Raw genomic sequence first — 12,936 nt, 5'->3', positions numbered from 1 at the left:
AATCACGGTATGAGCACCGTGGAACGTCACCGACTGATCATCCAGGCCGTCCAGGAGGCAGGAACGGCCACAGTCACCGAACTCGCGCACCTGACGGGCTCCTCGGAGATGACCATCCGTCGCGATCTGGACCACTTGGCCTCGCAAGGCGTCCTCGAACGGTTCCGCGGCGGCGCGCGAACCCTCCTCCTGCGAGGAGACGAACCTCCCTTCGCGCTGCGCGCCCACGAAGCCATCGATGCCAAGCGCCGGATCGCGGCGGAGGTGGCCTCACTCATCACCGACGGCGAAACCGTCCTGCTCGACAGCGGCACGACCTGTCTGGAAGTCGCGCGCCTGCTGCGCGGACGGCACGTCACCGTGATGCCCCTGTCACTACAGGCGATTCACATCCTCAGTGACGCCCCCGAACCGACCTCACTGTTGGTCCCCGGGGGCCGGCCCCGCGCCGGCGAGGGAGCCCTCACCGGACCCCTCACCCTCGCCTCCCTGTCGGCGCTGCGCTGCGACACCGCCGTCCTGGGCTGCTGCGGCTTGACCGCCGGCGACGGCATGACTGCCTACGACCTCGACGAGGCAGCGGTGAAAAAGGCGGTCATCTCCTCAGCGCGCCGTATCATCGCCGCCGCCGACGGCAGCAAACTCGGCCGCACCACCCACGCCTACGTCGGGCCCTCCACCCTGGTGCACACCCTTGTCACCGACACCACTGCACCCGCCGACGAGACCACCGCGCTCGAGAACAACGGCACCACTCTCAGGATCGTCTGACCCGTCCTGTACGCCTTCGCCGCACCGAACGCCGCGACTTCACGCATCGTCCAAGCCTCTGTGGGCAGCCGGCTCGATGGCGCGTCGTACGCGATCCGGACAGGAATACTCCCCGGCGTGACATCGGGCCTTCCGCCGGACGCCTTCCCCGGGGCTTCCGGCTTGTTTGCGCCTACGGCCGATCCTGCTGGCCAATTGCGTTGCTGGTCGGTTGTGATGCTCGTTGGCTCCATGTAGCGGTCGCGTCTTCCGTTTTCTCCGGTCGTGCATCCGGCGGTGGGCCGGGTTCCCGGGTAGGCGTGTGGCCGGCCCAGCCGGTGCCGGGGGGGGCGGGAGCTGGTAAAGCGCGCGAAGGCACAGGTTTTCACCATCGACGGTCCCCAGGGCGGCAGCGCCCTGGGGACCGTCGGTGATCACCTCCTGCCGGACCTGATCGGGCTCAGGCGGTCAGCTTGGTGTCGATGATGAAGCTGGTCTCGATGACCTGGCCGGGGAAGGTCAGTTCAGTGACGCCGAGGACTGTGCTGACCGGGCGGTGGTCGCCGAAGTACGTCAGGTTGCCTTCTGACGTCGCCCGGGCGTTCTGCTGCAGGTTCACCACATACAGGGTCTGCGAGATGATTTGGTTGCGCGTGGCGCCGTAGTGGTTCAGGACCTTGTCGAAGTTGGCGTAGGTCTGCTTGAGCTGGGCGGCGAAGTCGTCCGCATGGAGGAAGTGCCCGCCTCGTCGAGCGAGAGCTGTCCGGAGACGTGGACCAGGTCGTCGGACTTGATCGCCTGCGAGTATCCGAAGTCGCTCTCGGCCGGCACGTTGTGGTTGAAGACGTCGATGGTGGTCATGCTGCCTGCCTCCTTGCCATGAGAGCCCGCGGGTTCGCTTCCGCGGAACCAAGACGCACGTGCTCTCTTGTGGCTACTCGGAGCAGTTCACGGGCTCGCCCGAAGACGCGGACCTGAGGCGCGCGGACTCTCTGGCGCGAGAGCGGACGTCGCCAACAAGTGGGCGTTCCTGACCATCGAGGCTCAGCGGGTCCTCGATTGCATGCAGGGTGAGGACAGGAATGGTGATCTGGCCGGTGAGGTCACTGTCGTAGGAGAGGTCGCGGCGTGCCGTGGCGTCGGCCAAGAAGCGCGCACACCTGCGTTCAGCGCTCCTTCGTGCCGTCGAAGCGGCCGCCAAGCAGGGCCAGGCAGCGGCAGCGCCTCCGAGGCCTTCGGCGACTTGCGGCAGCAGGGCGGCAGGGCGTTGGACGAGAACCGCTTGCGCTCGCCAGCGGGCTCATCGACGCGGCGGTCCCTCACCCTGACCACGGTGACCTCGACCGGCCCGGCCGCCATGGCCACAGTCCGCGGTCGGTGGTGGCCGTTGCGGACCACCAGACGCCGGCATGGCCGCTCGTCGGTCTCGGCCGCCGACTCGGCTATGTACTGGTTGACTTCGGCCTCCAAGGCTGCGGCGGCATCCGGCGGGCGCTCTCGCGGAAGACAAGTCAAGAGCGCACGTTCGCTCGGACCGCCTCTTCGATGGGTGTCGACCCCGTGTTGAGTTCAAGGATCTGCCGGCCGATCCGGGGCTCGTGGAGCAGTTCAGCGAGGGTGGTGGCGACGTCGTCGCGAGCGATCTGGCCGTGGAGCTCTGCCGGCCCGAGGGATACGGTGCCGGTTCCCGGGCCGTCGAGGAGGAGTGAGGGGCGCAGGATCAGCCAGTTCAGATCGCTGCGGCTGAGCTCGACGTCTGCCTGCTTCTTCACGGCGAAGTAGTACTCGACCTCCTCCCCGAGGTCGCGTTCCCGCCAAGATTCCGGAAGCACCGACACCAGCACGAAGCGCTCCACACCGGCGAGGCGTGCCGCCTTGATCGCTCTGACGACCCCATCGCCGTCGATCGCTGTCGTGACCTCCTTGCTGCCGCCGTTCGATCCGGCGCTGAAGACGATCACGTCGACGTCACCGAATGCTGCCGCGAGTTGTTCCGCCGTCATACTGGAGAGATCGCCGACGTGTGCGTTCACTCCTCGCGTTGCCAGTTCAGCCTGCTGGTCTTCTCGGCGTACGAGCCCGTGGACGGCGTCTCCCCGCGAGCGCAGTTTCTGCGCGAGCCGACCTCCGATACCGCCGGTGATGCCGATGATGAAGACGTCCACCTTAGATGCTCCGTTCTCTCGATGTGACTCTTCGGCTCCGTCGTCAGAGCGATGCCTGAGCGAGCGGGCCCGTCAGCACGGCGAAAGTGAAGCCGTGCTGACCGCCGCGACTGAGTCGGCGCCCCCGATGCCGATCGAGGGCACCAAGCCGGTCCTCTACGACGCCTTCTACTCCCCGGACGCCCGACGCCCGATGGAGGCTCCGGCGACACCGACCTCGCGCGGCTGTCGGCCGAGCGGCTGGCCCCGACCAAAATCCTCACCCTGGTGTGCCAACGAGCCCGCGGCACCGCCAACCACTGTCGACGCCACGGGAAGTCACCCCTCGCCGATTACCTCCTGACCGCGAGGACCTGCACAGCACGTCCCGCGAAGAAGTACATGTGCCCCCTGGTCGCAGAATCATCCTGGGGAAGAACTGTCCCCCTCATAGCACGCACATCGATGTCAACACCGCGACGAGCCGGGGGAATTCCTCAGGGCCCGCCGAGCCGCCAACCCCGCCGACGTCGGCCTCCCCGGCGGCGGCCAGCTGCGGAGGGTGTCCGGCCTGCGCCGCGAGGAGGTCGCACTGCTGGCGGGCTCGCCGGCAAGGAGGATCCCCACCAGCCGCGCGTACGCGCCCGGCAGCAGGTCGAGCCGCAGTTGCAGACCCTGCTCGACGATCTCGCCCACACGCCCGCGTTCGTTATCGGCCGCCGTACCGACGTCCTCGCTTGGAATGCCATGGGCGCGGCGTTGATCACCGACTTCGGGAAGATCCCGGAGAAGGACCGCACCTACATCAGGCTGCTGTTCACCGACCTCGCGATGCGCGAGCTCTACGCCGACTGGGAGGAGGTCACCCGCCTGGCCATCGCCCAACTGCGCATGCACAACGCCCGCAACCCCGGCGACCCGCAACGACGACGGCCTACGCCTCCTGGCGTCCTGGATCACCGACCAGAACCGATCCGCACGGAGCAGCATGGCGTGACCAGTGTGTCAGCGTTCTGTGCTGGAGCCATCAGGTGCTGGTCGCTGCGAGGCGAGGAAGCGCAGTCCGTCCTGCGAGGGCATGCCCACTTCGGGGACGTGCGGATCCTGCACGGACAGTTCACCGACGAGGGCGCTCAGACGTGAGTCGTCGGGTACTTGACCTGGTGTTGAACGCTTCGGCGTAGGCGCTGAGGTCCTCCCCGCCGACGCGGGGGTGTTCCGCCGTCACGGTTGCCGTGCGAGGGTGAGGGAGGTTGGCTCTGTTCGCGAGTATGGGCTCTGGCTCAATTTCCGTGATCGCGTGGCTGTGAGTGACACCGGCTGGGTAGGCAGCGAGGGCTTCTCCGTATGCGCGTGCTGCCCGGATGTCGACCGAGAGCTGCTGACGAACGAGTCTCAGTCAGCAAGGTCTCTCGCTTCGTAGCTGGCCAGCCCCAGGGCAAGCAGGGGCGGCACTAGCGTGTTCAGATACCAGGCCATGTCCGTGAGGGCTGGTGCTCCGGAGAGGCTCCGCCGGTCGATCGTCGGGATGAAGGAACAGTGCGATCGGCCAGCATGAAAAAGTAGTTGGCCACCGGTTTCCGCAGTTGAGTGATAGATGCAGACACCGACGTGGTGGTCGACGTTGGCCGGCGAATCAACCAAGGTCAGGACCTCAGCTGCCTGGTCGGTTGAAGTCGACTGCCAGTCGAACAGGTCGTCGTTGTTGACCACGTAGGAGATACCAAGCGGTTCCTGCAGCGACCACCCCTCACCGGCCAGAGCTCGCACCACGGCGTCTACGGTGACGGCGCGTGCGAACACGAGATCGATGTCGGCGGTCCTGGACATTCACGGCTCCTGCGGTGGGTTTGATCGTTGTCGAAAGCGTTTCACGTGTTGGCAGCCGTCATGGAGCGAGGAGCACTCGTTTCCTCAGGAGCGCGAAGCCGGCTCGGCCGAACATCTGGCGTTTGAGCATCTTGATGCGGTTGACGTGCCCTTCCACGACACCCGAGTGCCAGGGCAGGGTGAGCCCGGCGGTGACCGCGGCCCGGTCGCGATCGATGCCGACGACGAGGGTGTGGAGACCGGGCAGGTCGTCCTGGCGGACTGCGTCGAGCCACTCGGGCAGCCGTTGGCCCTGTCGCTCCGTGAGGATCTGGGCGAAGGAGCGGACATGTCCGGCGAGGGCTTTCAGTTCGGGACAGTGGGCCATGACGGCCTTGAGCCGGAGCTGATCGACCTCGGAGAGGGAGTCGGGGTGGCGCAGGATCCAGCCGGCGACCGTGCGGGCGGGGGTGCGGTGCCCGGATCGGCCGAAAGGCGTTTGGTGCGGAAGTAGGCGCGAACTCGCTGGTAGCAGCCCTTGTAGCCGAGTGGCACGATCTCCTCCCATGCCCTCCAGGCCTTGGTGCAGCCCTGGTTCCAACGGTCGTCCAGGTAGGGCCCGTACTCGTCGAGGACTGAGGGGGCGGGCCTGCCACTGGCCGTGGAAGAGGTCTTCCGGGGTGGTGGCGTCGGCGAGGAGCTTGACCGTGCGGTAGGTCATCCCGAGCTGGCGTTGGATCGCGCGTCGGCTGTGGCCGGCCGCCAGCAGGGCGTGGACGGCGGCATGGTTGGACCGGGTTCTGTCGGGGAACCGGTGGCCGGTGGGCCACGGTGAGCCAGTGGGGTCAGCTGGTTTTTCTGGTTCTTTGACCCGTTGGGATGGCTCGGGTGCCATGCCTCGCAGGCAGCCCCGATCGTCGGCGACGCACCGTTCGGCGGCTTCGCTGAGTTGTGCCACAGGTGCCAGCGGTCCGCGACCTGCACTGCCTGCGGTGCCCCGACGGTGGCGCCTTCGGCGAAGAAGGGAGCCCGGTCCCGGCAGACGACCTCGATCCCTGGCCTCTTGGCCAGCCAGGCGGCCAGACTCGATGCCTCCCGGTCTGGCAGCAAATCCACCGGCCGTCGCGTTTCGACGTCGCCGAGCACCGTGCCGTAGTGCCGGCCTTTGCGCGTCGCGTACTCGTCGACGCCGACCACTCTCGGGGCTGGCAGATCCGGTTCGGGCAGCGCCTCGACGAGCCGCAGCACCGTGCTGCGGCTGACGGACACCCCAAAGACTCCAGCCATCCGAGCTCCCGCCCGGCCGGCCAGGGCGAGGCCGATCGACGCCAGCGTCGAACGCAGACGCTCGGTCCACCGGCCGTATCTCCGGGTCAATCCCGGCACCTGCTCAACGAACGTCCGTCTCCCGCATGAAGCGACGGGGCATGCGAAGCGACGGACCCGAAGGCAAAGCACCACCCGGCGCCCTGCGCTGGGGACATCCGCAGGAAACCGCAGGTAGGGGCTATGAACCCGGATCGACCAGTTCCCGCAGCCCGAACACGCTGAACCGGTCGTTGTGCTGCGGGCCTCGACTCGTATCGTCTCGCTGCTCACGTCCACCGACACCACGGACACGTCCGCGATCGACGGGAACAGCAACTCCTCCAGTGGGACGCTGAGACCGTTGTCGGCCGCTGCACCGGGAGTGTCCGGAGGCGGCCGGCGATGTCACGGGGTGAGGACCAGTCTCCCCCGCAGGCCGCCCTTGGCGAGCGCCTCGTGTGCCTGGATGGCATGGTGCAGCGGCAAGGTGTCGGCGACGCGGAGGGACACCTGGCCGCGTTCAGCCAGCGAGGACAGCCACGCGAGGGCGGAGCCGTCCGCGGCGACCCACTGCTCGGAGACGGTGATGCCGCGCAGCGGCAACGGAGCCGCGCCGGCGACGACCGAGACGAAGGCCCCCCGGTTGCGTACGGCGCCAAGTGCCCGCACGCCGAGCACAGCGGCGTCGAGAGCCCCGTCGACGCCTCCGGGGACGAGGTCGCGGACGGCTTCGGCGAGGTCGGCGGAGCGAGGGACGAACCACCGCGCGCCCGCTGCCCGGACGAATGTTTCGTCTTCGGCACCGGCAGCGGCCACCACCTGCAGCCCGCGCAGCGCGGCCAGTTCCACCGCGAAGCCGCCCACCGCACCTGCTGCGCCGGTGACCAGCAGCGTAGCGCCCGGTTCCAGAGCCAGCAGGTCCAGCGCCTGGAAGGCGGTGAGCCCGTTCAGGGGCAGCGTGGCCGCCTCGGTGGCGGAGATACCCGCGGGGGCGGGCGCGACCGCTTCAGCGTCGAGGACGACGAACTCGGCGTACGTGCCCAGCGAGACGTCGAGTCGATCCCGTAGGCCGATCACCCTGTCACCAGGAGCGAACGTTGTGACACCTGCGCCCACCTCGTCGACGTGTCCGGCGACATCCCATCCGATGCCGATGACGTCGCGCGGCGGCATCAGCCCCGCAGAGGCGAGCGCACCGGAACGCGTCGCTGCATCGACGGGATTGACGGAAGCGGCGTCGACCCGGATCCGCACTTGTCCCGGGCCAGTCGCGGGCACCGGCACCTCGCTGACCTCCAGAACGTCCGGCCCGCCGAAGGACCTCACCACAACGGCACGCATCGCCGACTCCTCACCGTGATCCACAGGGACTGTGTGCATGACGACCCTAGGGAGAGCTACTCTCCGCTGGGAAGCAGGCACTTCAAAGTGCGCACCACACCTGAAGGAGAGCCATGGCGACACTGCCCGACGCCCGTGCCGCTTACGACGCGTACCTGGCCGAGTGCCCCGCACGGCAGTTGCTGGACCGGATCAGCAACAAGTGGGTCAGCCTGATCGTCAACGCGCTCTCCGCAGGTCCGCAGCGCCACAGCGACCTCTCCCGACGGCTCGCGAGCGTCAGCCAGAAGATGCTGACGCAGACGCTGCGGAACCTCGAACGTGACGGTCTCATCGAACGCACTGTCACACCCTCAGTGCCCGTTCGCGTGGACTACGCCCTGACGCCGTTGGGGGAGGGCTTGATCCCCGTCATGCAGGCGATCAAGAGCTGGGCGGAAGAGAACATGGACGAGGTTCTGGCCGCCCGCGAACGCTATGACATCGACGCCGCCGACTGACACCTCTCCGCTTCGAAGGCCTTATCGGGCCGAGCGGGTGCTGTCCGTTCTCGTGGACATGAACATCGGCCCGAACCGGGTGCCTCCCGCGCGGCTGAATAACCGCTGCCGGATCTCGGGTTCTGGCTCGACTTCTGTGGCCAGTGGGGCAGTGAGGTCTTCTCGGCAACGTGATGGTTGCAGTGTGTGATGGGATGCGGGTGCCCGCTCGTGGCCTAGTTCTGCGGTGCCAGGGCGCGCAGGAGGCAGAACTCGTTGCCCTCGGGGTCTGCCATGACCACCCAGTTTCGGTCTGACCCCTGGCCCACATCCGTCTTGGTGGCGCCGAGGTCGAGTAATCTGGTCACCTCGTCCTCGGTGCTGCCGTCGATCGGGCTGACGTCGAGGTGAAGCCGGTTCTTCACAGACTTGCCCTCGGGCACCTGGATGAACAGCAAGGTGGGCGGCATCTGGCGGGCACGAACATCTTCGACGGTCGGCACCCAGGAGCCGATCTCGACCTTGCCCTCGCTCCGGTCGATCACCTTGAAGTCCAGGACCTCGCACCAGAAGGCCGCGAGCCTCTCCGGATCGTGGCAGTCAACGGCCAGCTCGGTGAACCTACTTGCCATGACTCTCCCAGATAGTGCGGACGAGGTTCAGAGTATGCCGCCCGTCCGACAGATCCGCGATCTTCCTGACCAAGGACATCAGGCGGGCTTGACCCCGCATCAGATACGCGAGAAGCCCCTGGTAGGAATAGGTCTGCGAAGATCACGTTCCGGAACCCAGAGGCTTCACGCGTTGACCGGTATCACCACACCGCAACACTCGACGCCGGCAGGGAGACCGCCGAGACTCTCGCCCGGTTCTTGCGCGAGCACCGCGAACGGCTCAGCACCCGCAAGGGCAAGCGTCCCTGGGCGTCTTCAAGCAGGGTGTCCTGGTACTGCGGTGGTTCATCGATGGTACCGGCTGGCCCAACTCGCCCGGCGCAACGGGGTTTCAGTACCCACCGCGTACCGCTACTTGCACGAGGGGCTGACCGTACTCGCCGACCACGCCCCGGATCTGTCCACTGCGCTGGAACGGGCGGTGGCCGCCGGCCATACCCATCTCAACCTGGACGGCACCGTCCTCCGTACCGACCGCGTCGCTGCCCCCGGCCCCAACGGCGCCGACCTCTGGTGGTCCGGGAAGCACAAGCACCACGGCGGCAACGTCCAGGTCATCTCCGCCCCCGACGGCTGGCCGATCTGGGTCTCCCCGGTCCGCCCCGGCCGCGATCATGACACCACCTGCGCCCGCACCCACGGCCTGGTCGACGCCCTCAACCGGCTCGCTTCCACCCTCGACATTCCCACCCTGACCGACCTCGGCTATGAGAACGCCGGCGACGGCTTCCGCCACCCGGTCAAGAAGCCCGAGGTAGGCGAACTCGACGACGCGCAGCAGACGTTCAACTCTTCATCCGAGGCGTCCACGCGGTCGCCGAGCGGGCCAACGCCTTACTCAAGGTCACCTTCAGGGCCCTGCGCCGCGTCAGCCTCGACCCAAGCGGCATCACCCGGATCGCCCGAGCCGCCCTCGTCCTGCTCCAGCTGGAGCACGGCCGCACCACCTGAACAAAGATCACGAACCGTCACGAGATGTTACCGAGAAGGGCTCACTGGGCAGCTGGACTGCTCTGCTCCCCTACCTCAAATGGCGGCGCATGACCAGAAGTCAGAAGGCGCTCCGGGTCGTATCGGCAGCGTGGATCACTAGTGCTGGTTCTTGCTGAATCGATAGGCCCAACCGACTCCGCTCGCACCTGCGCGAGTACTACCTGTTGCGGGTCAGGACGTTGGTGACGGCGCATAGTGGTGGGCAAGGTTGGTGGCGAGGTTGCTGAGGTGAGCCCTGGCTTCGGTGGGGCCGTGCACAGTGATGGCGCTTCCGAACTGCAGGAGTGCTCGCACGTCCTCCAGATGCAGGAAGCGGATCGTTACCTTGTGGCCGGTGGCGGATTTTTCATGGTCGTCCTGGACGAGTCGTTGGCCAAAGATCCGTTGCGCTCGCTCGATCTGGGTCTGGTCGATGGTGGCGCTGACCTCTATCGCATGGTTGTGTTCCCACTGATCAACGAGCGCTGCAGCGACGGTGGCCAGGGTCTGGTTCTCGCGGATCCGTCGTGGCTGGTCGACTGCTGTCCAGGCCGTGATCCGTTCGAGTCGGTACATCCGTGGCACTCGGGCACAATCGGCGACGAGATACCAGATGCCGGCCTTGGCGAACAGCCCGTAGGGGTCCACGACCAGGATGCGTGAGCATGACTCGTGGGGACTGTCGTACTCGATCCGTAGCCGACGACCGCGCCGCAGTGGGCCGATCAGTGAAGCCGGAGTCGTGTCGGGATCTCGTGCCTGGAGCCAGGGACGGCTGTCCACGTGCACTACGTCGGTGAGGGGCAGGAGCTCATGAGCTCGACGTGGCTGTGTAGCGCCGATCTTGGAGAGCGCGCGCTGGCTTTCGACGGATGCGTTGAGCTCCGCACGTTGCTTCTCATCCAGCCCGGTGAGCGACAGATGATCACGCTCGTCCGGTGTGAGTCGCGTGAGGTCGAGCCCGGACCCGGGCAGCATGGTCACGCCTCCGAGGCGGCCCCGGTGTGCGGTCACCGGCAGACCGGCGTCGCGGAGCCAGTTCAGATCTCGGGTGATGGTTCGAAGGGACACCCCGAGCGCTGAGGCGAGTTCCTGTGTGGTTACGGCATCCCTCGATGCGAGGAGCAGCATCAGGGTGAAGAAGCGGTCTGGGGTCACACACCAATTTTTTCAGGAATTGCGACAGGGAGCGGCGCATATCCCGGTGAGGCTGGTGGATGCGTACCTAGACCTGTGAGAAGGAACAACCGTGACCACATCCGTTGTGTCCATCGTCTATGTGAACGACGCTCCCGCCGCAGCGCGCTTCTACGGCGACCTCCTCGGCATGAGCCCCTCGTTCGAGTCTCCGGGATACATCACCTTCGACCTCGGGCCAGGCGCTGACCTCGCTCTGTGGTCTGGCCAGTTCGAGGATCTGTCAGCGGACGTCCCGCGTACCAGTGAGGTGTGTCTGGCCAGCAACGATGGGCCCGACGAGATCAAGGCGATCTTCAAGCAGTGGCAGTCCATGGGCGTCACGATCCTGCAGGAGCCACATGATGCGGGGTTCGGGCTGACCTTCCTCGCAGCCGATCCTGACGGGAACCGTATCCGTGTCGCACCGCGGGGCTGAAAGGCCAGAATGCGGCAGGCGCGACACCTGTCGTGCGCGCCTGCCGTTGTCTGACTTCGAGAGGACGACGAGTGCTCCACGCGAATGCGCCCCTGAGCGTCGAGGGCCGTAGGCGGCTCGTGAAGCGGTGCCAGACACGTCCCATCGCCCACGTCGCCGATGAGATGGGCATCTCCCGCGCATGCGCCAGCAAGTGGGTAAATCGCTGGCGGCTACACGGTGATGCGGGATTGCAAGACCGGCCGTCGAGCCCGCACCGGAGTCCAAACGCGACTCCAGCATGGGTCATCGAGCAGATCGAGTCCTGGCGCCGCGAGCACAAGTGGTCCGCGCAACGGATCACCGACGAACTTGTGAGCACCGGGTTTGTGATCAACCGGCGAACCGTCAGCCGACACCTGACCCGGCTCGGCCTCGGCAAACGCCGCTTCATCGACCCATGCGGCGAGAACAACCGGAAGCCGGGAAAGATCACCGCCCGCTGGCCCGGACACATGGTGCACCTGGATGTGAAGAAGGTCGGCCGGATCCCTGATGGCGGCGGGTGGCGGATCCACGGCCGGGACAGCGATCAGGCCAAGGTCGTCGGTCGGGCGAAGTCGACCGGGGCGAAGCGTGGGTACGTCTACTTGCACTCCGTCGTCGACGGTTTCTCACGGCTCGCCTACACAGAACCGCTGGGTGATGAGAAGGGCGCTACAGCTGCTGCGTTCCTTGCCCGAGCGAAGGTCTGGTTCGCCGCCCACGGCATCAGCCACATCCACCGGGTCGTCACCGACAATGGCGCTTGCTACCGCTCCGGCGACTTCGCCCGCATCGTCGGGCAAGGCACCCGGCATCAGAGAACCAAGCCATACACACCTCGGCACAACGGGAAAGTGGAGCGCTACCAGCGCATCATGGCCGAGGAAGTCCTCTACGCCCGCGAGTTCACCAGCGAGGATGCCCGGACAGCCGCGATCGCAGTGTGGAACATCCACTACAACTACCATCGGCCGCATAGTGCTGCCGCCGGAAAGCCGCCAGCAGCACGCCTCCGCGAGAGCGTCACCAACGTCGAGCCCTCATACAACTACCCGGCCGCCCTCGCGGCCTTCCACGGCCCCGGAAAACCCGGACTCGACTCGCCACGCGCCCGCGTGATCCTGGCTGCCGCGCCCACGCCAGCCGATGCCGCCAAACTCACCCGCAGCCAGTTGCGCGCGCTACTCAAGCGCGGCGAGCGTCCCCGCTGCGGAATCGGAGCCGAGGTCGAGAGGCTTCGGGATATCTTTCGCGCGGACCACCTCCGCCAGCTGCCCAAGGTCGAACAGGCCCTGGGACACCAAGCAGTGGCGCTCGTCCGGCAGGTCGACGCCACCTGCACCAGCGTCGCCCAGCTCGCGGTGACGACGGAGGAAGCATTCCTCGCGCACCGAGATGCCGACATCATCACTAGTTTCCCGGGTCTGTCCGTGCTGTCTGGAGCACGCGTCCTTGCCGAGATCGGAGACGACCGCGAACGCTTCGCGGACGCCCGAGCCATGAAGGCATACGCGGGCGCGGCCCCCGTCACGCGGGCCTCCGGCCGCAGCCACGTTGTCGTGGCCCGGACAGTCAAGAACCAGCGGCTGGCCGCTGCAGGGCACATGTGGGCCTTCGCAGCCCTCCGCACCCAGGCTCCACGCGCCCACTACGACCGACGACGAGCCGGCGGAGAGCGCCATACTGCAGCTCTCAGGAACCTGTTCAACAAATTGCTCGGCTGCCTCTACCACTGCCTACAGCGCCGCACGCTGTTCGACCCCGATCGCGCCTTCGCAGCGACTCTGGACCTCGCCGCCTGAGCACCTACTTGACTCACC

Annotated in this window: 11 protein-coding genes and 4 pseudogenes; 7 read left to right on the top strand and 8 right to left on the bottom strand. The window is 66.8% G+C overall.

Annotated features, from left to right (window positions below; genetic code table 11):
- Positions 1-9: 9 nt before the first annotated feature.
- The gene (locus tag ACIBL4_RS38010) at positions 10-771 is read left to right on the top strand and encodes a DeoR/GlpR family DNA-binding transcription regulator (RefSeq protein ID WP_399416368.1); all 762 of its coding nucleotides are present in this window, start codon (positions 10-12) and stop codon (positions 769-771) included.
- Between the two features lie 439 nt (positions 772-1,210).
- Here the strand turns inward: ACIBL4_RS38010 and ACIBL4_RS38005 are convergent.
- Positions 1,211-1,611 (bottom strand): annotated as a pseudogene (locus ACIBL4_RS38005) (RidA family protein).
- Positions 1,612-2,261: 650 nt separating this feature from the next.
- Complete coding sequence (locus ACIBL4_RS38000) at positions 2,262-2,915, bottom strand: NAD(P)H-binding protein (protein ID WP_399416367.1); 654 nt, start codon at positions 2,913-2,915, stop codon at positions 2,262-2,264.
- Between the two features lie 645 nt (positions 2,916-3,560).
- Between ACIBL4_RS38000 and ACIBL4_RS37995 the strand changes: the two genes are divergently transcribed.
- Positions 3,561-4,037 (top strand): hypothetical protein, encoded by a 477-nt coding sequence (locus ACIBL4_RS37995; RefSeq protein ID WP_399416366.1) that lies wholly within the window; start codon positions 3,561-3,563, stop codon positions 4,035-4,037.
- 252 nt (positions 4,038-4,289) lie between these two features.
- Here ACIBL4_RS37995 and ACIBL4_RS37990 read toward each other — a convergent pair whose 3' ends face one another.
- The 4 genes from ACIBL4_RS37990 to ACIBL4_RS37975 form a co-directional block, all read right to left on the bottom strand.
- Entirely contained in the window at positions 4,290-4,724 is a 435-nt protein-coding gene (locus ACIBL4_RS37990; protein ID WP_399416365.1) for a hypothetical protein, read from the bottom strand.
- Positions 4,725-4,782: 58 nt separating this feature from the next.
- Positions 4,783-5,424, bottom strand: a complete 642-nt coding sequence (locus tag ACIBL4_RS37985) for a transposase (RefSeq protein WP_399416364.1) — start codon at positions 5,422-5,424, stop codon at positions 4,783-4,785.
- Complete coding sequence (locus ACIBL4_RS37980; protein WP_399416421.1) at positions 5,421-6,302, bottom strand: ISL3 family transposase; 882 nt, start codon at positions 6,300-6,302, stop codon at positions 5,421-5,423. Before ACIBL4_RS37980 ends, ACIBL4_RS37985 begins: the two co-directional genes overlap by 4 nt.
- Before the next feature lie 114 nt (positions 6,303-6,416).
- A complete protein-coding gene (locus ACIBL4_RS37975) occupies positions 6,417-7,352 on the bottom strand; it encodes an NADP-dependent oxidoreductase (protein WP_399416363.1) in 936 nt (311 codons plus the stop codon).
- A 113-nt stretch (positions 7,353-7,465) separates the two neighbouring features.
- Between ACIBL4_RS37975 and ACIBL4_RS37970 the strand changes: the two genes are divergently transcribed.
- Positions 7,466-7,852, top strand: a complete 387-nt coding sequence (locus ACIBL4_RS37970) for a winged helix-turn-helix transcriptional regulator (protein ID WP_399416362.1) — start codon at positions 7,466-7,468, stop codon at positions 7,850-7,852.
- Positions 7,853-8,067: 215 nt separating this feature from the next.
- Here the strand turns inward: ACIBL4_RS37970 and ACIBL4_RS37965 are convergent, their stop codons facing one another.
- The gene (locus ACIBL4_RS37965; RefSeq protein ID WP_399416361.1) at positions 8,068-8,463 is read right to left on the bottom strand and encodes a VOC family protein; all 396 of its coding nucleotides are present in this window, start codon (positions 8,461-8,463) and stop codon (positions 8,068-8,070) included.
- Positions 8,464-8,604: 141 nt separating this feature from the next.
- On the opposite strand from ACIBL4_RS37965, the pseudogene ACIBL4_RS37960 reads away from it, so the two are divergent.
- Positions 8,605-9,456 (top strand): annotated as a pseudogene (locus ACIBL4_RS37960) (transposase family protein).
- 213 nt (positions 9,457-9,669) lie between these two features.
- Here the strand turns inward: ACIBL4_RS37960 and ACIBL4_RS37955 are convergent.
- Positions 9,670-10,635: a helix-turn-helix transcriptional regulator gene (locus tag ACIBL4_RS37955; RefSeq protein WP_399416360.1), complete on the bottom strand. Its 966-nt coding sequence runs from the start codon at positions 10,633-10,635 to the stop codon at positions 9,670-9,672.
- A 91-nt stretch (positions 10,636-10,726) separates the two neighbouring features.
- Between ACIBL4_RS37955 and ACIBL4_RS37950 the strand changes: the two genes are divergently transcribed.
- The 3 genes and pseudogenes from ACIBL4_RS37950 to ACIBL4_RS37940 form a co-directional block, all read left to right on the top strand.
- Positions 10,727-11,092, top strand: a complete 366-nt coding sequence (locus ACIBL4_RS37950) for a VOC family protein (RefSeq protein ID WP_399416359.1) — start codon at positions 10,727-10,729, stop codon at positions 11,090-11,092.
- 71 nt (positions 11,093-11,163) lie between these two features.
- A pseudogene (locus ACIBL4_RS37945) lies at positions 11,164-12,165 on the top strand (IS481 family transposase); the annotation flags it as partial.
- Positions 12,166-12,918, top strand: a pseudogene (locus ACIBL4_RS37940) (transposase); the annotation flags it as partial.
- Positions 12,919-12,936 lie beyond the last annotated feature (18 nt).

The sequence above is a fragment of the Streptomyces sp. NPDC050416 genome (assembly GCF_044458845.1).
Lineage (GTDB): Bacteria > Actinomycetota > Actinomycetes > Streptomycetales > Streptomycetaceae > Streptomyces.
This window is presented reverse-complemented; position numbering and strand designations above follow the sequence as displayed.

Coding starts and splice junctions, on each gene's coding strand:
- ACIBL4_RS38010 (WP_399416368.1), top strand. CDS start 10: ATGAGCACCGTGGAACGTCACCGACTGATCATCCAGGCCGTCCAGGAG.
- ACIBL4_RS37990 (WP_399416365.1), bottom strand. CDS start 4,724: ATGTCCAGGACCGCCGACATCGATCTCGTGTTCGCACGCGCCGTCACC.
- ACIBL4_RS37985 (WP_399416364.1), bottom strand. CDS start 5,424: ATGACCTACCGCACGGTCAAGCTCCTCGCCGACGCCACCACCCCGGAA.
- ACIBL4_RS37975 (WP_399416363.1), bottom strand. CDS start 7,352: ATGCGTGCCGTTGTGGTGAGGTCCTTCGGCGGGCCGGACGTTCTGGAG.
- ACIBL4_RS37970 (WP_399416362.1), top strand. CDS start 7,466: ATGGCGACACTGCCCGACGCCCGTGCCGCTTACGACGCGTACCTGGCC.
- ACIBL4_RS37965 (WP_399416361.1), bottom strand. CDS start 8,463: ATGGCAAGTAGGTTCACCGAGCTGGCCGTTGACTGCCACGATCCGGAG.